13 protein-coding genes are annotated in these 20,895 nt (G+C 71.0%); 3 read left to right on the top strand and 10 right to left on the bottom strand.

The features are described 5' to 3' along the window. A complete protein-coding gene (locus ACIP6N_RS17475; RefSeq protein ID WP_401816554.1) occupies positions 1–6,183 on the bottom strand; it encodes an SDR family oxidoreductase in 6,183 nt (2,060 codons plus the stop codon). Then, positions 6,180–7,712 carry an acyltransferase domain-containing protein gene (locus ACIP6N_RS17470; protein WP_401816553.1) on the bottom strand — a complete coding sequence of 511 codons (1,533 nt, stop codon included), beginning with the start codon at positions 7,710–7,712 and terminating at the stop codon, positions 6,180–6,182. Before ACIP6N_RS17470 ends, ACIP6N_RS17475 begins: the two co-directional genes overlap by 4 nt. A 1,029-nt stretch (positions 7,713–8,741) precedes the next feature. Between ACIP6N_RS17470 and ACIP6N_RS17465 the strand changes: the two genes are divergently transcribed. Then, on the top strand, positions 8,742–9,233 hold the full coding sequence (locus tag ACIP6N_RS17465; protein WP_401816552.1) for a peptidylprolyl isomerase: 492 nt from the start codon (positions 8,742–8,744) through the stop codon (positions 9,231–9,233). Between the two features lie 439 nt (positions 9,234–9,672). Here the strand turns inward: ACIP6N_RS17465 and ACIP6N_RS17460 are convergent, their stop codons facing one another. From ACIP6N_RS17460 to ACIP6N_RS17435, 6 genes are all read right to left on the bottom strand, one after another. Continuing rightward, positions 9,673–10,194, bottom strand: coding sequence for a MarR family winged helix-turn-helix transcriptional regulator (locus ACIP6N_RS17460; RefSeq protein WP_401816551.1), 522 nt, complete (start codon positions 10,192–10,194; stop codon positions 9,673–9,675). Between the two features lie 165 nt (positions 10,195–10,359). Continuing rightward, positions 10,360–11,334: an amidohydrolase family protein gene (locus ACIP6N_RS17455; protein WP_401816550.1), complete on the bottom strand. Its 975-nt coding sequence runs from the start codon at positions 11,332–11,334 to the stop codon at positions 10,360–10,362. Next, entirely contained in the window at positions 11,334–11,891 is a 558-nt protein-coding gene (locus ACIP6N_RS17450) for an NADPH-dependent FMN reductase (protein ID WP_401816549.1), read from the bottom strand. Before ACIP6N_RS17450 ends, ACIP6N_RS17455 begins: the two co-directional genes overlap by 1 nt. 32 nt (positions 11,892–11,923) lie before the next feature. Further along, positions 11,924–13,393, bottom strand: a complete 1,470-nt coding sequence (locus ACIP6N_RS17445; RefSeq protein ID WP_401816547.1) for an aldehyde dehydrogenase family protein — start codon at positions 13,391–13,393, stop codon at positions 11,924–11,926. Between the two features lie 605 nt (positions 13,394–13,998). Further along, positions 13,999–14,817, bottom strand: coding sequence for an SAM-dependent methyltransferase (locus ACIP6N_RS17440; protein ID WP_401816546.1), 819 nt, complete (start codon positions 14,815–14,817; stop codon positions 13,999–14,001). 2 nt (positions 14,818–14,819) lie between these two features. Next, a complete protein-coding gene (locus tag ACIP6N_RS17435; RefSeq protein WP_401816545.1) occupies positions 14,820–15,680 on the bottom strand; it encodes a DUF5753 domain-containing protein in 861 nt (286 codons plus the stop codon). A gap of 148 nt (positions 15,681–15,828) precedes the next feature. Here ACIP6N_RS17435 and recQ point away from each other — a divergent pair, with 148 nt between their 5' ends. Continuing rightward, positions 15,829–17,871, top strand: a complete 2,043-nt coding sequence (recQ, locus tag ACIP6N_RS17430) for a DNA helicase RecQ (RefSeq protein WP_401816543.1) — start codon at positions 15,829–15,831, stop codon at positions 17,869–17,871. Between the two features lie 33 nt (positions 17,872–17,904). Here the strand turns inward: recQ and ACIP6N_RS17425 are convergent, their stop codons facing one another. Both ACIP6N_RS17425 and ACIP6N_RS17420 read right to left on the bottom strand, forming a co-directional pair. Then, the gene (locus ACIP6N_RS17425) at positions 17,905–18,480 is read right to left on the bottom strand and encodes a histidine phosphatase family protein (protein WP_401816542.1); all 576 of its coding nucleotides are present in this window, start codon (positions 18,478–18,480) and stop codon (positions 17,905–17,907) included. 98 nt (positions 18,481–18,578) lie between these two features. Then, entirely contained in the window at positions 18,579–19,829 is a 1,251-nt protein-coding gene (locus tag ACIP6N_RS17420) for a glycoside hydrolase family 10 protein (RefSeq protein WP_401816540.1), read from the bottom strand. Between the two features lie 187 nt (positions 19,830–20,016). Between ACIP6N_RS17420 and ACIP6N_RS17415 the strand changes: the two genes are divergently transcribed. After that, positions 20,017–20,877: a 3-hydroxybutyryl-CoA dehydrogenase gene (locus tag ACIP6N_RS17415; protein ID WP_401816880.1), complete on the top strand. Its 861-nt coding sequence runs from the start codon at positions 20,017–20,019 to the stop codon at positions 20,875–20,877. The last annotated feature ends 18 nt before the right edge of the window (positions 20,878–20,895 follow it).

Raw genomic sequence — 20,895 nt, 5'->3', positions numbered from 1 at the left:
TCACGAAAGGGACGACTGGGGAACGCGGACGCGGGGCCTGACCACTTCTCCGCTGTGGTCCAGGGCATGTGCGCTGACTCCGGTGATCCGGGCCAGCACCCGGCCGTGACCGGTCGAGGCGGTCAGGGTCCCGGTGTCGAAGTCGCAGTGCAGCCGGATGGACGGGTCCTCCTCGCTGAGCCGGCAGTCGTTGCCGGGCCCGCCGAGATCGACCTCGTCGAGGCCGGCCATCGGGCCGAACAGCGGCGCCTGGTCACCGTCCGGTGGCAGCAGCAGCAGATGCACCATCGCGTCCAGCAGGATCGTCGGTACGGTCATCCCGGCCAGGACCGGAGCCCAGGCGGCGTGGTCCAGGCTGAAACGGGCGCTGTTCCCGTCCGCCCCACGGGCGTAGTCACTGGTCCCGGCGAACGGTCCGGTGAGCGAGATGGGCGGGTCCGGGGAGTAGACCGGCATCGCGAAGTCGGGTTCGGGTGCGTAGGACGACGTGTCGGGCGGGCCCGCGAGCGCGGGGTAGCGCTCCGCGAGCACGACCGTCGTCTCGCACAGCAGGTCGTTGAAGCGCAGCACCTTGCCGTTCTTGCCGATCCGGTGCGCCGTCATCTTGACGGACACCTCGGTGCGGTCACGCCCGCGGCTGATGACCCGGGCCTCCACCGAGACGGTGCGCGGCGGTCCGGCGAGCCTGACCTTGATCGACGCCCGGCAGACGAGGCCGCGGAATCCGGTGACCACGAGACCGGGGCAGAGGGCCGCGGCCGCGCCGGCCGCGGCTTCGAGGGTGAACGTGCCGGGCAGCGTGTACTCGCCGTTGACCCGGTGGTGGCGCATCCACCGTCCGTCCTGTTCGGCCAGGGTGGCCGGGTCCCAGGTCTTGGTGAAGACGGCCCAGTCCGTGCCGCGGTGCAGGACACCGTCGAGCAGCGGCGTGGCCAGCGCCGGGTCCGGCGTGGCGGGCGGCGGCGCGTCCGGCGCGGGGACCCGCAGGTCGGTGGAGGAACCGTAGGTGCTGATTCCGCGCAGGCCCAGCAGGTGCCGTTCCTCTTCCCGGATGAAGAACGCCACTCCGGCGGCCGGTGGCCGGGTCACGGCGGAGAGGAACTGCGCGCAGCCCTGCGCGGTGCTGATGTAGGCGTCCATCTGGTTGCGCTTGAGGGTCTCCCGCATGCTGACGCTGCTGGCGACGCCGACTTCCCGCCAGCCGCTCCAGAGGACCGCGATCTCGTGGTGGCCGGCGGGTCCGTGCCGCTGGGCCCTGGCACTGGCGTACGCGAGGTATTCGTTGACGGCGCAGTAGTCGATGTCACCGGGCGCGGGAGCGAGCGTCGCCAGGGTGCTGAAATTGCACCAGATCCGGGGCGGCCGCCCGGCCAGGGCGCGTTTGAGGTTGCGGTAGCCGGTCGCCTTCGTGGCCCTGACCGCCTGGAAATCGGTCAGGGTCTTGGCGTGCAGCGCGCGCGAACGCAGGTCGAGGACGGTGTTGATGAGCAGGTCGATCTGTCCGTGCCGGTCGAGGACCTCGCCGAGGAGCGCGGTGGTGCCCTCGGCGTCGAGGACGTCGCACACCCGGTGGTGGACCCGGTCGGGGCCGCACAGTTCGCCCAGCCGCCGCACCGTGTCGCGTACTTCCAGACGCGCCTGGGCCTTCTCGTAGGCGGTCCGCAGCTCGCGCACCGAGGCGCCGGGGCGCTTGCGGCGTTCCGCTGCCATGAACTCGGCCTGCGGCGGCAGCGCGTCGTCGGTCTCCGGCAGCGGGGTGCGGCCGATGACGTAGACGTGCGGCCGGTCGCTGGTGCGGGCGACGGCGTGCAGCAGCTCGGGGGTGATCCCCCGGGCGCCGCCGAAGGCGACCACGACCGCGCCGGGCGGCAGCGAGGCCTCTCCCGGCCGGAGCGGTGTCGCCGGGTCGTCGGCGACGGCCAGCGCGAACCAGTCGTCCCCGCGGCAGGCCAGCGTGTGCGTCGGCACCTGGGCGGCGCCCGCCCGTGCCAGCTGGTCCAGGGCGGTCGCCGCGTCCGGCGCGTCGCTGAGCAGGGTCACCCCGTCGCACTGCGGGACCTCGGCCCGTACGGAGCGTACGAGACCGGTGAACAGTCCGCTGAGCGGCGGCGGCAGGTCGTCCGGCACCGGCCCGAGCAGGACCGCGCTGAGCGAGCCGCCGGTGCGCAGCGTGGGCAGCGCCGCTTTGAGCGTGGTGAACGTGAGGTCCTGGAGCGCTTCGATCCGGGCGGCCTCCGCGTCGTCGCACCCGTCGTCGTCGACGGGCAGCCGGGACAGGACCCGGATGTGGCGCGGGACGAACGGCAGGCCGGTCAGGGCGTCCTGGGCCTCCTCGGGCGGGACGTGGGTGGCGGCTGCGAGGCCGGAGCGCGTCGACCAGACGGCGATGTCCTGACCGCTGATCGCCGCGGCGAGATCCGCGGCGTCGGTGATGACGACGGTGCCGGGCGGGATCGGTGGCGTGGCCGGGTTGTCCCGCGGCGGGGCCGTCGGAACGAGACGGAAGGTCTGGCGGCGGCCCGTGGCCTCCTCGGCGGCTTCCGGCGAGGCGGTCGCAGCGGGCGGGGCGGCGGGCGCGACCGCAGCCGGCGCGGTGCCCTCCGGGATGGTGTGTACCGGCTCGGTGCGGTCCGGCTCCGTGCGCGGCGACGGCTCCGCCGCCTCCCGCGCCGAACCGGGGTGGCCCGGGTCGCCCGGCGGGGTGAACCGGATCAGCGGCGATCCGGCGGCGGCGGGCGCCACCACGGTGCCCGTTCCGGTGACGACGCCCTTGAGGACCGACAGCAGCGCGTCCAGCGACAGGTACGTGTGACCGGAGCCGGCCAGGACGGGCAGGGCGTGCGCGGGCGTGACCGGGTGCCGGGAATCGGCCGGGCCGACCGCGGTGGAGAGCGTGCCCATGACGGGCAGGCCGTGCTCCACCGCGATGGAACGGCGGGTGACCGCCAGGACGGCGGCACCTTCCGCGATGGACCTGCCGTCCGGCACCAGGCCGTCGAGGTGACGGTCCCAGCCGCTGATCGGCCGCAGGCAGACCGCGCCGATGAGTGCGAGGTCGCAGGCCCGGTGCCGGAGCTGGCGCAGGGCCAGGTCGACCGCGGTGTGCGCGGAGTCCCGGTGGGAGTAGACGCTGGTCCCCATGCCCTGGAGGTCGTAGTAGTTGGCGGCCCTGCCCGACAGGATGCAGGAGACCGCCCCGGTGAAGTCGTCCTCGTTCAGGTCGCCGGGGATCACGCCGCGGGCTTCCGCCATCCCCTTCGCGAGGTATTCCTTCAGCGACCGCGCCTGCTCCTTGTCGGGCAGGATGTCGAACGTGGTGGCGCACTCATTGGCGTGCACACGCAGCGCGGCCCGGGTGTTGTGCGTGGTCGGCAGCGTCGAGCCCACCATCACCGCCGTGCTGGGCCGCAGCGTGGTGCCCGGCTCGCCGAGCTGGTCCAGCAGCGGGCCGAGCGCCTGGAGCATCATGAGGTGCGCCGCGTCCATGTGACGCATCGTCAGCGGCGGGATACGGATCTCACGGGGGGACGGCAGGGGGTACGGCGAACCGAAGCCGGACTCCGGAAGCGATCCCTCACCACCGAGCCAGGCGGGCACCTGAGCGGCTTCCAGGCCGGGCAGGTGGGTGTTCCACCCGACGACTACCAGGTCCTCCGTGTCGGCGGCGGCGTCAGCGCCCTGCCGTTCGGCGGGGGCGGCCTGCGGCACGCGGTCGGACAGGACCACGTGCGCGTCCGCTCCGCCGAGGCCGAACGACGAGATCCCGACGACGCGCGCTCGCGCGTCGGACGACGACCAGGGCGCGTCCGTGACCGGCACGGTCAGCCGTTGGCCGTCCTCCAGCAGCGGGTGCGGATCAGTGACCACGGGCTGGCCGGGGACCGCGCCGCGTTCGAGAGCGACCAGCGCGTGCGCGACCGAGACCAGACCCGCCAGCACGCCGGTGTGGCCGAATACCTGCTTGTTCGACGTCAGCAGGCACGCGTTCTGCTCCCGCTCCTCCCGTGAACCGAGCCGGGAGAGCAGCGAGCGCAGCTCGATCTCGTCGCCGACCGGCGTGCCGGTGCCGTGTGCCACGACCCAGTCCACCTCGTCGGCCTCGACACCCGCGTCGGCCCAGGCCCGGGAGATCGCCATCTCCTGGCCGCGCGTGGCCGGGGCGTGGATGCCCTTGCCGCGGCCGTCGGCGGCGAGACCGGTGCCCCGGACGATGCCGAGCACCTTGTCGCCGTCCTCGACGGCACGCGCGTACGACTTGAGGGTGAGCATGACGGAACCCTCACCGATCAGGGTGCCGTCGGCGGCCTGGTCGAAGGGGCGGATCCGGCCGCTCATCGAGATGCCCTGGGCACGGCAGAAGAGCGTGAACCCGATCGGCTCGATCACGGACGTACCGCCGACCAGCGCCACGTCGCAGGAGCCCTCGCGCAGCGCCTTGACCGCCGCGTCGATGGCGAACAGCCCGCTGGCACAGGCCGCGTCGAGTGTGAGGTGCTGCGAGTCGTCGGGGATCAGCCCGCGCAGCGCGTTGCGGGAGACGGCCGCCGGCAGGTAGTCCTTCGGGTCGCCGCCGTCGCCGCCGTAGTACGAGGTGATCGCGTGGTCGGCCAGCTCGGCCAGCCACTCGCCGTCCTGGCCCTCGGGGATCGCCTCGCGCACCATGCGCCGGTACTCGTCACCGAGCACGACGCCCTGCGGGCCGAGCCCGGTCTGGTCGTGGATGCCGGTGGTCGCGGCGAGCCACCGGTCGGTCGGGCGCCGGCCCACGCCCGCCAGGGCCTGGACGGTGCAGTGCCGCAGCCAGTGCGTGGGCCGCGGCCACCCGGGGTGGTCGGCGTTCCCGTCCGGCTCGGTGACCGAGGCGGGGTCGGGGACGAAGTCGTGGAGGTATCCGGCCTCGCGGACGTAGAAGGCGTCGGTGTCCTCCCGGGTGGGCCCCCAGAAGTGCTTGAGGTCGAAGGCGGACGGTTCGCTGGAGAGCAGGACGCCCTCCCTGAGCCGGTCCCAGAACTCCGACGGGTTGTTCGCGCCGGGCAGGGCCAGGCCGAGGCCGACGACGGCGATGGCTCCGGGGTCCACGTCCGGTCCGGGGTCCGACGCCGGCTTGTTCACCGGTGCGGGCGCCTGACGGACGGCCGCCGGAGGTTCGACTTCTTCCACGGTCTCCGCCTCCGGCGCCGCGACCGGCGCCTCATTCGTCACTGGAACCGTCACTGGGGTGGCCGCCGGCGCCGGAGCGGGCGCCGGCGGAGCTTCGGCTTCCGCCGGCTCCGCCTCGGCCGCCGGTGCTTCGGCCTCGGGGACGGGCACGGTCACCGCACGCGGCGGTGCCACCGCCGCCGGGACCGGAGCCGGCCGGCGCCGGGCGGACGTACTGACCTGGTCCGCGAGCTTGCTGTGCAGTCGCAGGCCCTGCATCCCGCCGATGCCGATACCGCCGTCGGCCACGATGCTCTGGCCGGTGATGAAGCCGATGTCCTCGTGCAGGAAGTGGACGATCAGCTTGGCCGCGTCGGGGGTCGAGAGGGTGCGGCGCATCAGGTCACTGGTCGCGGCCGGATCACCGAGCGCCGCCGACGGGTCGTCGAGGTTGACGACGATCTCGCTGGCGATGGAGCCGAGCAGCACGGTGTTGACGCGAGTGCCCTGGTCGACCAGTTCGAGCGCCAGATAGCGGACCAGCGATTCCAGGGCCGCTTTGGTGATGCCGCCGGGGCCGTATCCGGGAACCGGCTGGTGTGCGCCGACGCTGGACAGGCAGAGGATGGTCGTGTTCTCCCTGCCCACCATCAGCTCGGCCGCCCGGCGCGAACAGTGGTAGGCCCCCATCACGTTGGTGGCCCAGGCCCGCTGCCAGTAGGTGTCGTCGATCTCGAACAACGGCAGGAACGCGCCACCCGCGGCATTGTTGATCAGAATGTCCAGGCCGCCGTGCCGCTCCTGAATCTGATCGAACATGCGGTCGATCTCACTGGTCTTGGCGACCGAGGCGCGGATGAACTCGCAGCTGTGACCCGCCTGCTCCAGTTCCTCCTGGAGCAGCTTCGCCTGATCCACCGAGTGGAAATAATTGACGATCACATGCGCGCCGCTCTGCGCCAGGCGGCGGACGATGTCCGCGCCGAGGCTCTTCGCGGCCCCGGTCACCAGCGCGACCCGGCCGCGCAAGTCCGTGGAGGTCATCGACCCGCAGCCTCCGCCCGGGCCTGCACGATGGCTTCCGCGATCCGGCGCAGTGTGCCGGAGGTCAGCAGGGAGGAATTCGACCGCAGGTCGGGCAGGTCGAACTTGTCGGAGACCCGGCCGAGCAGGACGACCTGCTTGAGCGACTCCACACCCAGCTCGGACTCCAGGCCGTCGTCCTCACCGAGCAGGTCCGGCGGGTAGCCCAGGAAGTCGCCGTAGAGCGTCCGCAGTTCCTCCAGCACCGTTTCGTAGTCCAGCCCGCCGGACGCCGGCGCGGCGGCGGGCGCGGCAGGGGCCGCCTCGACCGGGGCGACGGGTGCGGGGGCCGTGGCGACCGGGGCCGGAGCCACGGGCGCGGGGGCGACGGGTGCGGGAGCGGGAGCGGGAGCGGGGGCCGGTGCGGGAGCGGCGGCGACCGGGGCCGGCGCGACGGGTGCGGGAGCGACCGGGGCCGGGTCGGCGACCGGCACGTAGGACCGGGGAGCCGTCAGCGTGGGCACGGGAGCCTGCGCCAGCGGAGGAGCAGGCGGCGCGGGTGCGCTCACGCGCGTGGCGGCACCGAGCCTCGACGACGCGGACAGGCGCGAGCGGTACGCGCCGGCGTCGGCGGGATCGTCGATCAGCGCCCGGACCGCTTCGACCGCGTTGCTCTCGTTCAGCGGGACGACGCTCTGCACGCCGGGAACCGACGCCTCGACGAACTTGGTGACGACGGGCCACTCGCCGCACTCCACGAACGCGTCGGCGCCCGCCGCGTGCAGTTCACGGATCGTCTGCAGCATCCGGACCCGGGCGGTGAGCGCGCCGGCGACCAGGTCGACCGGATCGTCGTCGCCGATGTCCCGGCCCAGCCACGGCGAGCAGACGCGCCAGCGCCCGGCGCCGTAAGGAACGCGCGGCGCGGTCTCCCGCAGGTCACGCGCGGCCTGTGCCATCGCGGGGGTGTGGGTCGGGTGCGGGACGTCCAGCGGGAGGCTCGGCCAGCCGAGCGAGTCGGTCACCCGCTCCAACTGCTCGATCAGCGCTTCCGGGCCACTGATGACGCTCTGCCGGGGGGCGTTCTCGCAGGCCAGTACGAGGTGGGGATGCTCGATCAGCCCGGTGAGCGCCTCCGCCCTGCGGCCGTCCACACCGACGGCGAGCATCTTCCCTTCCCAGCTCTGCCGGGTCAGCACCTGGGAACGGGCCACGGCGAGGCGCGCGGCGTCCTCCACGGACAGGTGTCCCGCGGCGGCCAGGGCCCACAGCTCACCGATGCTCTGCCCGACGATCGCGACGGGCTGAACGCCCTCGGCGATCAGCATGTGGTGCGTCGCGATACTGACCGCGAATATCTCCAGATACTGAACTTCCGGGCCGCGCCGCTCACTGGTGTCGTTCTCCCCGATCAGCCGGGGGCTGATATTGGGCAGCTCCATTTCCCGAGCTGCCTTGTCAATACGGGACAGCGCTTCACGTACGGACTCGTAGCGGTTGTAGAAATCGCGCAGAATACCCCCGCGCGGAGCAGCCACCGTACCGGGCATGACAAAGACAGAATTCACCACGTGCACCACCCACAATCTCCGTCCCGACCGCCGGCGAAGTCGCATCAGCCAGTCGGGGCCCTTAAACGCCATGACGAAAGCAACGGCACATGTTCACTTGCTTCGCAGCACCCGAACGATGGACACAGCGAAAGGCGACCCAGATCTCCCCTCGGTGTTTTCCATTCTCCAGCGAATGCTGAGCCTGAACGGAATGTTCCTTGCTAACGGGGTCGCGATTGACGTTAACCGTGCCGCTCCCGGAGGGTCAACGATCCCCGTACCTAACTTTCGGCCTACCGATCATTTTTATGTTTTCCAATCATGTAACGACAGGTGGCAATTGCACTCTTGCCGCCGGACGGACTTTCGTGTTAGCCGCACCCGAACAATTGCGGTATTAATTACCACCGTGTCCGTTTCGATCCGGCGCGGCCCAGGGGCTCGAACGTGACACGCCAGGGAGCTCGGCCGGATTTTCGACCAGTCAGCTTGGCCGAGAACGATCGTTTGGAATGCCGATCGTCGATCACTGACTTCCTAGGGGGTGGCCTGTGGCTGATAGTGGTCGACTCGCGATCAGGCCTGGTGACAGCGGTGTGAGCAGGCGCTCGGGGTCGGGCACGAGTCGGGCTGTGGTCGCGCCGAAACGGGGAAGAACGGGCGCGGAACCTCTTCACAGGCGAGCGGTATCAGCCGCTCCGCTCCTGGGTGACGGGGCCGGGGTGTCGCGTCCCGAGCCGCCGGCGAGTCCGCGGCTCGGACGGCGAAAGGCGGAAGGCGGGGCCCCTACCGGCCGGATCACCCCCCAGGACCGTGCGGAGGGGCCCGCCATCCCCCTGGGTGGTCACTCTCCGCGACCGTCGACCGATCACCACGTCACGGCACGGGGCCGCGACAGCACCGGACCACGTGAAGGCCCACCGGGAGGAGGAATCCGCGCGGGAGTACGGCGGGATCCGCGCAGCCAGTGACGCTCCGGCGGGACGCGAGGAGGCCCGGCGGATCGGGAAATGCCAGAATGGCTGTATGACGAGCAACGTTTACTTCGACATCACCATCAACGACGAGCCCGCCGGGCGGATCACGTTCAAGCTGTTCGACGACGTCGTGCCCAAGACGACGGACAACTTCCGCAAGCTGGCCACGGGCGAGCTGGGCTTCGGCTACGCCGGATCGGGCTTCCACCGCGTCATCCCGCAGTTCATGCTCCAGGGCGGTGACTTCACCGCGGGTAACGGCACGGGTGGCAAGAGCATCTACGGCGAGAAGTTCGCCGACGAGAACTTCAAGCTCAAGCACGACAGGCCCTTCCTGCTGTCGATGGCCAACGCGGGCAAGAACACCAACGGCTCGCAGTTCTTCATCACCACCGTCGTGACCAGCTGGCTGGACAACAAGCACGTCGTGTTCGGCGAGGTCGTGGAGGGCCAGGAGCTGGTCAGCAAGATCGAGTCGCTCGGCTCGCAGTCCGGCGCCCCCAAGGCCAAGATCACCATCTCGGCGTCCGGGACCGTCTGAGTCTCACCACTTCCCGACCCCGAGGGGGCGGGCCGGCCGGACGCGCCGGCCCGCCCCCTCGGGACGACGGGAGCCGCGCGGCGGCGGCGCCCCGGTCCCGTCGCCGCGCGGCGCGCTCCCTCACACGAGCCGAGCGGGACGCTCCCTCGCACGAGCTGCGCGCAACGCGCTTCCGGGACTCCGCGCCGGCAGACGCCCTGGATTCGACCAGGCGACCCACTCCGGCCGCTTCACGTACGCCGTGACTTTCTTCCTGACCTCGGGCACCCTGCCCGCTGTCCGAGGAACCGCCGCCCGGGAGATACGGGGACGATCCGGCGTACGGCGGCATCGCCGGCCAGGAGTCGGCAGCCGAACCCGGCCCCCGGACACAGCAACCCGGCCCGGACACCCGGCGGCGGGCGGTCGGGCCGGGCGGTCGGGTCCGGCGGCGGTGAGGTCAGCGGGGGCGTGCGAGCGCGTGCGGCCGCCGGTCGCCCAGTGCCACCAGGACCTCACGCAGCCCCTCCGCCGCCTTGGCGGTGGCGTCGGCGTCAACCGGGCCCAGCACGCTCAACTGCGCTCCGACAGCTGCCTCGACGACCGCCTGCGCCGTTTCGACGCCCAGGGCCGTCAGCCGCACCCAGGACGAACGCGCGTCCTCGGGGTCGGGTTCGCGGTCGACCAGCTGCGCGGCCGCCAGCTTCCGCAGCGCGTTGCTCGTACCGCCGGACGTCAGAAGAAGTCGTTCGGACAGGTCGGTCGGTCTCAGGCGGTAGGGCTCCCCCGTCGAACGCAGCGCGCTCAGGATGTCGTACTCGGCTCTCGTCACCCCGTACGGGGCCAACTGCTTGACGAGCACGTCCGCGAACAGATTATGCAGCCGCGCCACGCGCTTGATCAGCTCGAATTCGGGTCCGACGATCGCCGGCATCTCGGCACGCCAGGCGGCCGCGATCGAGTCGACCAGATCCTCAGTCATTCTCAGTCCTCTCGTGCCGCCCCCTGCGTGGCGCCAACTTGTCACCCTATAGGAGCACATCGGAAAAGCTTCCTGAACAGCTTCATGAGCGCGGGCCGGTTCGTGATATCTGCGTTCACGACCCGGCCCGCTGTACTTCATATCCGCTTTTTCACACCGACGGCGTCAGGAGACGGCGCCTCCGGACAGGCGCGGGAACACATCCCCCGCCGTGTGCCGCAGCATGTTCTCGCGTTCCGCCGGTTCCAGTACGGCCGTGTCGGCCAACTGCCCGGCCAGTGACCGCACGACGCCCGCAGGCGTGAACGGGTAGTCGCTGCCGTAGAGCAGACGCGACGGGTCAACCAGCCCCAGCAGGGCGGGAAGCGCCCGGGGAAGTGCCGCGCCGGCCGTGTCGTAGTACAGCCGCCGGAGCACGCTCACGACGTCGGCGGGTGTTCCCTCCACGTCGAAGGCGTTGCCGAGTGACTGGACGCGATCGGCCAGCATCGGCAGCATTCCGCCGGTGTGCGGGACGATGAACCGGATGCCGGGGTAGCGCTCCAGGCTGCCGGAGAACACGAGGTCCAGCACGGCACGGGTCGTGTCGAACGGGAACTCGATCAGCGGACGGGGGCGGTTCGGCGATACGTGCTCCCACCCGCAGGCCGACGTCGGGTGCAGCAACACCGCGGCCTCGCGCCGGTCGAGTTCGGCGAGTACCGGAGCGAAGGCGGGGTCGCCGGGGTAGCGGCCACCGGCGTTGGTCAGCAGGACCACACCGTCCGCGCCGAGGTCGTCGAAGGCGTGCCCCAGCTCGGCGAGCGCGCCGTCCACGTCCGGCAGCGGCAGGCTGGCCAGCAGCCCGAACCTGTCCGGATGACCGGCCACGATCTCCGCGCCCTCGTCATTGACCCGACGGGCGAGGGCCCGTGCCCTCGCGTCGTCACCGAAGTGGACGCCCGGCGAGGAGACCGACAGAACCATCGCGCCGATCCGCAGCTCGTCCATGAGGCTGAGCGCCTCGGGGGCGGACCACGTCGGGACGGCGGGGATTCCGTCGGCCTGGCCGAGACCCGCTTCCCGCAGCGCATCCTGGTAGGAGGGCGTCAGGAAGTGGCTGTGTACGTCGATGGCCCGGGACAGTGAGATGTCGGCCATCACGCACTCTCTCTGATCTCGTCCCGGAAGACGGTCAGCAGCTCACGCAGCAGCGAGAGGGTGGTCTCGTCGCTGAATTCGCCGTTCTCGTCGCATCGCTGATGCGCGCCGAAGACCATCAGCTCGGGCTGGACAAGCACCTCGCAGCGGGTCGCCATGAGCACCTGGCGGAGCGCCATCTGCCCGCGCGCCGTGCCGAAGTTGCCGGGTGAGGCTCCCGTGACCGCGACGGGCTTTCCGCCGAGGCTGGACGCGCCGCCGGGGCGGGACGCCCAGTCGAGGGCGTTCTTGAGGACTCCCGACACCGAGTAGTTGTACTCGGGCGAGGAGATCAGGAGACCGTCGGCACGGGTTATCGCGTCACGCAGGTCCGCGACGGGCTCGGGGGGTTCCGTGCCGTCCAGGTCCTGGTTGTAGGGCGGGATGTCGCCGAGGCGCTCGTACAGCTCGATGGTGAGACCGTCCGGCGCGTGGTCGCGGGCGGCGCGCAGCAGGGCTGTGTTGAGGGACTGCTCGCGCAGGCTGCCCGAAATGGCGAGCAGGGTGACGTCGTTCATGAAGGTGGCTCTCTGCCTTTCGGTCTGTGCCGTCAGAGCGGCAGCTGGCGCTCGCCGCTCTGGACGTTCACCCAGACCAGCTCGGTGAAGTCGTCGCGGGAGTGCGGTCCGCTGCGGCCCCATCCGCTGTCCTTGACGCCACCGATGGGAGCGGTGACGTCGTCGTCGATGGTCGGGATGTTGATGTGCACGGCGCCCGAGTTGATCTGCTGGGCGAGCTCCAGGCCGCGGAAGCGGTCACCGGTCAGGATCGACGAGGTCAGGCCGTACTGTGACTTGTTGATCACTTCGAGCGCCTCGTCGGCGCTGTCGACGGGCTGCACGATCAGCAGCGGGCCGAAGGTCTCCTCGTAGGAGGCCTCCGCGGTGTCGGGAACGTCCACGAGGATGGTCGGCTCGTGCACGAGGCCCTTGAAGGAGCCACCGGTGACGACGCGGGCGCCCTTGTCGACGGCGTCCTGGATGCGGGTCTGGACGAGCTGCACGGCACGCTCGTTGATCAGCGGACCGACGACGGTGGACGGGTCGCGCGGGTCACCCTGCGGCAGGGCCTCGGCGCGCTCGGTGAGCCGGGACAGGAACTCGTCGTAGAGGGGTCGCTCGACGAGGATCTTGCGGGCGCACAGGCACACCTGGCCCTGGTGGAAGAAGGCGCTGAACGTGGCGACGCGCACGGCGTAGTCGAGGTCGGCGTCGGCGAGCACCACGATGGGGTTGTAACCGCCCAGCTCCATCACGGTCCGCTTGAGGGTCTTGCCGGCCCGGTCGGCCAGGAAGCGGGCGGTGCGGGAGCTGCCCACGAAGTTGATGATGCGTACGTCGCGGCTCTCGTAGAACACGTCGGCGATCGGGCCAGCGGCTCCGGGAGCGTGCGAGACCACGTTGACGACACCGGCCGGGAAGCCGGCTTCCTCGGCGACCTGGGCGACGATCAGACCGGCGGAGATCGGGGCTTCCTCGGACGGCTTCACCACGACGGTGTTGCCGGCGGCGATGGGCTGGACCACGGAGCGCCAGGCGAGGACGTTGGCACCGTTCCACGGGGTGAAGCTGGCCACGACGCCGAGGGGGCGGCGGACGGCCATGGAGAAGTCACCGGCCACGTCCGTCGACAGGATCTCGCCCTTCGGCTCCAGGACCCAGCCGGCGGCCTGGCGCAGGACCTTCTGCACCACGTTCTGCTGGAACTTGGCGAAGAAGATGGAGCAGCCGGTCTCCTCGGCGAGGATGGCGGCCAGCTCGTCGTGGCGGCGCTCGACGATGTCGGCGGCGCGGAGGAAGAGACGCTGCTTCTCGGTCGGGGCCAGCGCGGCCCAGGCGGGGAAGGCGCGGTTGGCGGCGGCGACCGCCTGCTCGGCGTCCTGCGCGGTTCCCGCGGCGGCCCGGGCGTAGACGGATCCGTCGTACGGGTTGAACACGTCGAAGTGCTCACCGCTGGACGAATCGGCCCACTGGCCGTCGATGTAGTGCTGGTAGACGCGGGGGTTCTGCGACTCGGTCATGACCGACTCCTCACGAAGGTGTGATGTGGAGGTGCCCACCCTGCGGTTCGGGGTGAACCGCATGAGGAAAGCTTGTTGAAAAGCTATCTCCAAACCTTTGTGTTGGCAATAGTTCGGCGAGATGGGTTTCCACGAGTCAGAAACTCGCAGGTCACAGCCGTGATTCACGGGTCGGGCGACCAGAGTGGGACCGCCCGAGGAGGCAGGAATGCACACGCGTGGCCGGTCACGGCCACCTTGCGGTCGATGAGGCCCCGCACAGATCCGTCCCCGGGGAGGACGGCGCGGTGACCCGGAGGGGAACCCGGCGTCCAGCCCCTTCGCCGCCGGGCGCCGGCGGTCCCCGCACGCGGCCGGACGGGCCCGATCCGGCCCTGCTCGATCCCGCACGGCCCCGCGGGCGGTCGCGTCGGCGCCGGCCTCGTCGCTCGCGTACACGGCCGGGCCGGCGCCGGTCTCATCGCTCGCGTACGCGGCGGGCCCGCACCGGTCGCGGAGACGATCCGGCCCGCGAGCGCGCAAAGGGGCGCAGCCCGGTCAGGGCTCTCGGGCCGGACCCGCGCGGAACCGGTCAGGACCGGCGGGCCATACCGGCGCGGAACCGGTCAGGGCTTGCGGGCCACACCCGCGTAGAAGGAGACCGCCTCGTCCGTGGCGCCCGCCAGGGTCTCGCCGTCCGGACGCCAGCGGTGCGGCACCGTGAGACCCGGCTCCACCAGCTCCAGGCCGTGGAAGAAGCGGCGCACCTCGGCCTCCGTTCGCACCTGCGCCGGAATGCCCCCGCCGTGATAGACGTCCAGGACGCGGTCGATCATCTCGCGGTCGAAGTCCGGCGTGCAGTGGGAGAGCACCAGATAGCTGCCGGAGGGGAGCGCGTCGAGGAGAGTTCTGACGGTGTCGTACGGGTGGTCCTCGTCCGGCACGAAGTGCAGCAGGGCGTTCAGGGACAGCGCGACCGGGCGGCTCAGGTCCAGGATCTCGTGCAGTTCCCGCGCGGCGAGGATGCTCTCCGGGTCCCTGACATCGGCCTGGATGTAGGCGGTGCGGCCCTCGGGGGTACTGCGCATCAGCGCCTCCGCGTGCCGCAGGACGATCGGGTCGTTGTCCGCGTAGACCACGCGGGCGTCCGGGGCCGCCCGCTGGGCGACCTGGTGCAGGTTGGGCCGGGTGGGGATGCCGGTGCCGATGTCCAGGAACTGGCGTAAGCCCGCCTCCTCGGCGAGCCAGCGTGTCGCCCGGTGCATGAACAGACGGTTGGTGCGGGCGCAGATCTGGACGGTCGGGAAGACCTTCTCGACCTTCGCGGCGGCCAGCTTGTCGGCTTCGTAGTAGTCCTTGCCGTGGAGGTAGAAGTCGTACATCCGCGCGGAATGAGGCTTGGTGGTGTCGATCTCGTCGACCGACGGCTGATCGAGGTCCGTCACGCTCACAGCTCCTTGCGTATGCGTTGGAGGAAGTCCCTGCTGCGCCGTACGGACGCGGCCCGCGCGGACATGCTGTCGAGGACTTCGAGATAGGCGGAGACGTCCGGCCGCTGGTCCAGATAGACCGCGCCCGTCAGGTTCTCGGTGTAGACGATGTCCGGCAGTTCGAACGTGTCGAAGCGGAACAGGTGGAACGGCCCGAACGCGCCGAGGTGCGGGCCGACGGCGAACGGCATGATCTGGAGCGTCACGCTCGGCAGGGCGGTGGCTTCGAGCAGCCGGTCCAGCTGCTCCCGCATCACCTCCGGGTCGCCGACGGGCCTGCGCAGCACCGCCTCCTCCAGGAGGATCCACAGGATCGGCGCGTCCGGCTTCACCAGCAGTTGCTGGCGCTTGGTCCGCAGCGCGACGCGCCGTTCGACCTCCTCGGGGTCGCGGTGGAACCCGGCGCTGAGCACGCCTCTGGCGTACTCCTCGGTCTGGAGCAGCCCGGGGACGTAATGGGGTTCGTACGTCCTGATCAGGCTCGCCTCGTCCTCCAGGCTGACGTAGGCGCTGAACCAGCCGGGCAGGGCGTCACGGTAGCGGTGCCACCAGCCCGGGCGGTTCGCCGCCTTCACCAGCGTGACGAACTCCTCGGCCTCCTTCTCCGCCACCCCGTACGTCCGCAGAAGCACGCGGACATAAGGGATTTTCAGGCTTACTTCGGAATTTTCCATACGGCGGATCGTCAGCGCTGCCACATCGAGCGCGGCCGCTGCCGCTTCGCGCGTCACCCCCGACTTCTCGCGCAGGGCTCCCAGCCGCTTGCCCAGCACGATGCGCAGGACCGTAGGAGCGGTACTCGTACGAGCCTCGGTCACGTAGCCACCTCCTGACGCTTCATCATCAGGGCAATTCTCGCAGGTAGTTGGAAAGGCAACCAGGCATATGCCACCGTCCTCCGTACGGACCGCGTTCCCGCTTCCGGCGGCGGAGGGCGCTGTCGTGCCGCGCACGTAGAATCGGCGGATGAGCGCTCCCGAAATCGCCGAAGAGACAGGGCACGAGACCGAGGAAGCGGGGCCCGGGGCCGAAGAGGCAGGCCACGGGGCCGGTGAAGCCCTGCGGGTGCTGCACCGCGTCTTCGGCTACGACTCCTTCCGGGGGAGCCAGCAGGAGATCATCGAGCATGTGACCGGCGGCGGTGACGCGCTGGTCCTCATGCCGACCGGCGGCGGAAAATCCCTCTGCTACCAGATCCCGGCGCTGGTGCGCGGCGGGGTCGGCGTGGTCATCTCTCCGCTCATCGCCCTCATGCAGGACCAGGTCGACGCCCTCAGGGCGCTCGGGGTCCGGGCCGGATTCCTGAACTCCACGCAGGATTTCGAGGAGCGCCGGCTCGTGGAGGCCGAATTCCTCGCCGGGGAGCTGGATCTGCTCTACCTGGCACCGGAGCGGCTGCGTGTGGAGGCCACGGCACGGCTGCTCGACCGCGGCACGATCTCGCTCTTCGCCATCGACGAGGCACACTGCGTCGCCTCGTGGGGCCACGATTTCCGGCCCGACTACCTCGCGCTCTCCGCGCTGCACGAACGCTGGCCCGATGTGCCGCGTATCGCGCTGACCGCGACCGCCACCGAGGCGACCCACGCGGAGATCGCGTCCCGGCTGAAGCTCCAGGACGCGCGGCACTTCGTGGCGAGCTTCGACCGGCCCAACATCCAGTACCGCATCGCGCCGAAGAACGAACCGAGGAAGCAGCTGCTCGGTCTGCTGCGCGCCGAGCACCCCGGGGACGCGGGGATCGTGTACTGCCTGTCCCGCGCCTCGGTGGACAAGACCGCCGAGTTCCTGGTGAAGAACGGGATCGCCGCGCTGCCGTACCACGCGGGGCTCGACGCCCGTACGCGAGCGGAGAACCAGGCGCGCTTCCTCCGGGAGGACGGCCTGGTCATGGTCGCGACGATCGCGTTCGGCATGGGCATCGACAAGCCGGACGTACGGTTCGTCGCGCATCTCGATCTGCCGAAGTCCGTCGAGGGCTACTACCAGGAGACGGGGCGCGCCGGACGCGACGGGCTGCCGTCCACCGCGTGGCTGGCGTACGGGCTCCAGGACGTCGTCCAGCAGCGGAAGATGATCGACACCTCGGAGGGCGACGACGCGCACCGGCGGCGGCTCGGCGCTCATGTCGACGCCATGCTCGCGCTGTGCGAGACGGTCGAGTGCCGCCGGGTCCGGCTTCTCGCGTACTTCGGCCAGAAGAGCACCGCGTGCGGCAACTGCGACACGTGCCTGACGCCCCCGGAGTCGTGGGACGGCACGGTCCCCGCGCAGAAGCTGCTGTCGACGGTGGTCAGGCTCAAGCGCGAGCGCAACCAGAAGTTCGGGGCCGGCCAGATCACCGACATCCTGCTCGGCAAGAAGACCGCCAAGGTGATCCAGTTCGACCACGACGCGCTGAGCGTCTTCGGCATCGGTACGGAGCTGCGCGAGTCGGAGTGGCGCTCAGTGGCGCGCCAGTTGCTGGCCCAGGGGCTGATCGCCGTCGAGGGCGACTACGGGACGCTGGTCCTGACGGACAAGAGCACGGAGGTGCTGGGCGGCCGGCGGCCGGTCGTGCTGCGGCGCGAGCCGGAGAAGGCGGCCAGGCCCGCCAAGGCGGAGAAGACCGCCAAGCAGCGGTCCGCGCCGGTCGAGCTGCCCGCGCAGGCGCAGCCGGTGTTCGAGACCCTGCGCGCGTGGCGGGCGGCGACGGCGAAGGAGCAGGGCGTTCCCGCGTACGTGATCTTCCACGACGCGACTCTGCGCGAGATCGCCACCCTGTCCCCGTCGAGCCTGACGGAGCTGGGCACGGTGACCGGGGTCGGCGAGAACAAGCTGGCCAAGTACGGCGAGCAGATCCTGGAAACGCTCGGCGCCGCGCCGGATCCGGGCCCGGCCCCATCCCAGGCCCCGTCCCCGGCTCCGTCCCCGGCGCCGTCCACGGCCACGGAGCAGGAGCCGGATCCGCACTGGGACACGGAGCCGGACTGGGACTGGGACGCGGAGCCGGAGCCGGAATCCGACTGATCGTCGCCGGCCGTCCCCCGCGCCGGGGCCGCTTCAGGGCCTCGCGCCGAGTGTGAGGGTCCAGCGGCCCGGACTGCCTGTCAGGGTGAGCGTGGAGAGCGGCTGGACGTCCACGTACCAGTACGTACGCGGCGACGCCTGGAGCGCGTAGACCAGCGCGGCCCGTACGACGGCCGGTTCCGTGACCGCGACGATCGCGGCGATGTCCTCGGTGGGCCGGGTGTCCAGCCAGCCCCCCACGCGGGTGATGAACGCGACCAGCGGTTCGCCGCCGTGCGGCGCCGCGCGCGGATCCGCGAGCCAGGCCTCCACGGCGGCCGGTTCGCGTAACGCGGCTTCGGCGAGGGTGAGGCCGCGCCAGCGGCCCATGTCGCAGTCGCGCAGCGCCGGCTGGGCCATCGGTGCGAAGCCGAGCGCGTCGCCGGTGGCGTGGCTGCGGAGAGTCGGCGAGCAGTAGCGGAGTTCCGCGGCCGCCAGCGGGACCAGGCTGTGCGAGGCGAGCTGCGTCTCGTGCCAGCCGGCCCGGTCGAGGGGGCGGTCGTCGCCGAAGCGCACGTCGTAGGGCTCGGAGTTCCGCGCGGCGGCGACCAAAGTGACCCGAACACTCATGGCGGTGATCGTGGGGCCCGGAGCCCGGCTGGTCAAGAGGTCGCGGCGAGTGTAAATCCGGGGTCCGCCCGGGGCGCCCCACGGCTTCCCGCCCGCGCTCAGCGATAGTGGTCGGCCACCAGCCTGCTCATCGCGCCGATCGGGTCGCTGCCGACTTCCCTGCCGGAGAAGAAACAGTGGCCGCGCACCCCGGCGAAGCCCTTGGCGAGAGCGAGATGCCGGGAGAGTTCCGCCGGGTCCTGCCAGGGCTCGACCTGGGCGGGATCGCCGGCCTTGTACAGGGCCTCGCCGACGTAGAGCGCGACGCCGGTGTCCCGTACGACGCCGTCCCACCAGCGCACCAGCTTCGCGTAATCGGCCCCGGCGAAGCCGATGCTCCAGTAAAGCTGCGGGACGATGTAATCGACCCAGCCGTTCCTGACCCAGGCGCGGGTGTCGGCGTGCAGATCGTCGTAGGTCTGGACGCCGGCCCTGGTGTCGGAGCCGAGCGGGTCGGTGGTGGCGTTGCGCCACACGCCGAAGGGGCTGATCCCGAAACGGAGGCCGGGCTTGATCTTCTTGATCTCGGCCGCTGTCCCGCGCACCAGTTGGTCGGTGTTGTCGCGCCGCCAGGCGGCCCTGTCGGGGAAGTCGCCGCCGTACCGCCGGTATGCCGCGTCGTCCTGGAAGGTCTGTCCGGCGACGGGATACGGGTAGAAGTAGTCGTCCCAGTGCACGGCGTCGATGTCGTAACGGCGTACGGCGTCCAGCATCGCGTCCTGGACGAAGCTCCTCACCTCGGGCAGACCGGGGTTGTAGTAGAGCTTCCCGCCGTACGGCAGGATCCAGTCCGGGTGGACCCGGGCCGGGTGCGCGGCGGACAGCCGTCCGGGGTCGGTGTGTTCGGCGACGCGGTACGGGTTGAACCAGGCGTGCAGTTCCAGGCCGCGGGCGTGGGCCTCTTTCACCGCGGTGCCCAGCGGATCCCAGCCCGGGTCCTTGCCCTGGGTGCCGGTGAGGCAGGTCGCCCAGGGTTCGTACGGGGACGGCCAGAGGGCGTCCGCGGACGGTCTGACCTGGAGGATCACGGCGTTGAGCCGGCGGGCGGCGGCGGTGTCCAGGTGTGTCAGCAGCTCGGTGCGCTGTACGGCGGCCGTGAGCCCCGGTTGTGAGGGCCAGTCGCGGTTGGCGATGGTCGCGAGCCACATTCCGCGCAGCTCCGCGGTGGGCGCGCGGCGACGGCGGGCAGCCGTGGCGCCGGCGGCGGTGAGCGGGTCCGCGGCCACCGGGAGAGCAGCAGCCGCCAGGGGGACCGCCGCCCCGGCCGCCGCCATCGCCGCCATGAATCCTCGTCTGCCGATCTGCCGCATGCGCCGTCCCTCGCCTGGTGAACCCGGTCCGGCCGAGCATGCCCTGCCCCGGGCCGTCCGCCGTGGACCCCGGCGGGTAACGTCGGGCCGTGGCGAGCACGGGAGATTCCGCCGGCGACCCGCGCAGGAGTACGGACCGGACACGGACCGGACACGGACCAGCGAAAGGCACGATGTGACCGACACCCTGACCGACATCGCCCGCGTCGGAGTGGTGGGCTGCGGCCAGATGGGCGCAGGCATCGCGGAAGTCGCCGCCCGCAGCGGCCTTGAGGTGAGGGTCGCCGAGACCACCGGCGAGGCCCTGGAGATCGGCCGGAGCCGTCTGCTCAACTCGCTCACGAAGGCGGCGGAGCGCGGCAAGATCACCGAGCAGGAGCGCGACGAGGCGCTGGGCCGGCTCAGCTACACCACCGATCTCGGGGAGTTCGCGGACCGCGACCTCGTCATCGAGGCGGTCGTGGAGAACGAGCAGGTCAAGACGGAGATCTTCCAGGTGCTCGACCAGGTCGTGACGCGTCCCGACGCGATCCTGGCCTCCAACACCTCCTCGATCCCGCTGGTGCGTCTCGCGGTCGCGACCTCGCGTCCCGACCAGGTGATCGGGATTCACTTCTTCAACCCGGCGCCCGTGCAGAAGCTCGTGGAGCTGATCCCCGCGCTGACGACGTCCGAGGAGACCATCAAGCGCGCCGAGGCCGTGGTGGAAGGGACGCTCGGCAAGCACGCGATCCGCGCCCAGGACCGGTCGGGCTTCGTGGTGAACGCGCTGCTGATCCCGTATCTGCTCTCCGCGATCCGGATGTTCGAGTCGGGCTTCGCGAGCCGCGAGGACATCGACAGCGGCATGGAGCTGGGCTGCGCCCACCCGATGGGGCCGCTGAAGCTCTCCGACCTGATCGGTCTGGACACGGTCGCGTCGGTGGCCGACTCGATGTACGCGGAGTTCAAGGAGCCGCTGTACGCCGCTCCCCCGCTGCTCCAGCGGATGGTGGACGCCGGACGGCTCGGCCGCAAGACGGACTCGGGCTTCTACACGTACTCCTGACGTACTCCTGACAGCAGG

Origin of the sequence: Streptomyces sp. NPDC088725 (assembly GCF_044751305.1) — a bacterium.
Lineage (GTDB): Bacteria > Actinomycetota > Actinomycetes > Streptomycetales > Streptomycetaceae > Streptomyces.
Note: the sequence above shows the minus strand (reverse complement) of the source record. Positions and strands in the feature narration are given on the sequence as shown.